This window comes from Mesorhizobium sp. M2E.F.Ca.ET.209.01.1.1, from assembly GCF_004010375.2.
Classification (GTDB): Bacteria; Pseudomonadota; Alphaproteobacteria; order Rhizobiales; family Rhizobiaceae; genus Mesorhizobium.
The window spans coordinates 1-358 of sequence record NZ_SADP02000490.1; the positions used below are offsets into that span (position 1 = coordinate 1).

Below are 358 nucleotides of genomic sequence, written 5' to 3' on the forward strand. Positions count from 1 at the left end.
GTCGCCGCATCCTGCGCCTTGGCGCGGCTGCCCAGTCGGACGTGGCAGCCTCCGCACCTTCGCGCGGCGCCCGATTGCTCGCCAGCGTGGCGGTGCTTGCCGTCCCGCTGCTGAGTTGGGGGTTGTACGGCGTGCTCGGCTCTCCCGAATTGCCCTCGCAGCCGCTGGCCGAACGCCTCGCCAAGAATCCCGCCGACTCCTCGGTCGACGAGTTGGTCGCCCGCGCCGAGGCACATCTCGCCGCCAATCCATCCGACGGCAAGGGTTGGGACGTGCTGGCGCCGATCTATCTGCGCCTGCAGCGCTTCCCTGACGCGGTGACCGCCTACCGCAATGCCATCCGCCTCGACGGCGACAG

General features: G+C 70.4%; 1 pseudogene. It reads left to right on the forward strand.

Annotation, left to right across the window (positions count from 1 at the left end):
• Positions 1-358: pseudogene (locus tag EN852_RS36615) on the forward strand (c-type cytochrome biogenesis protein CcmI); the annotation flags it as partial.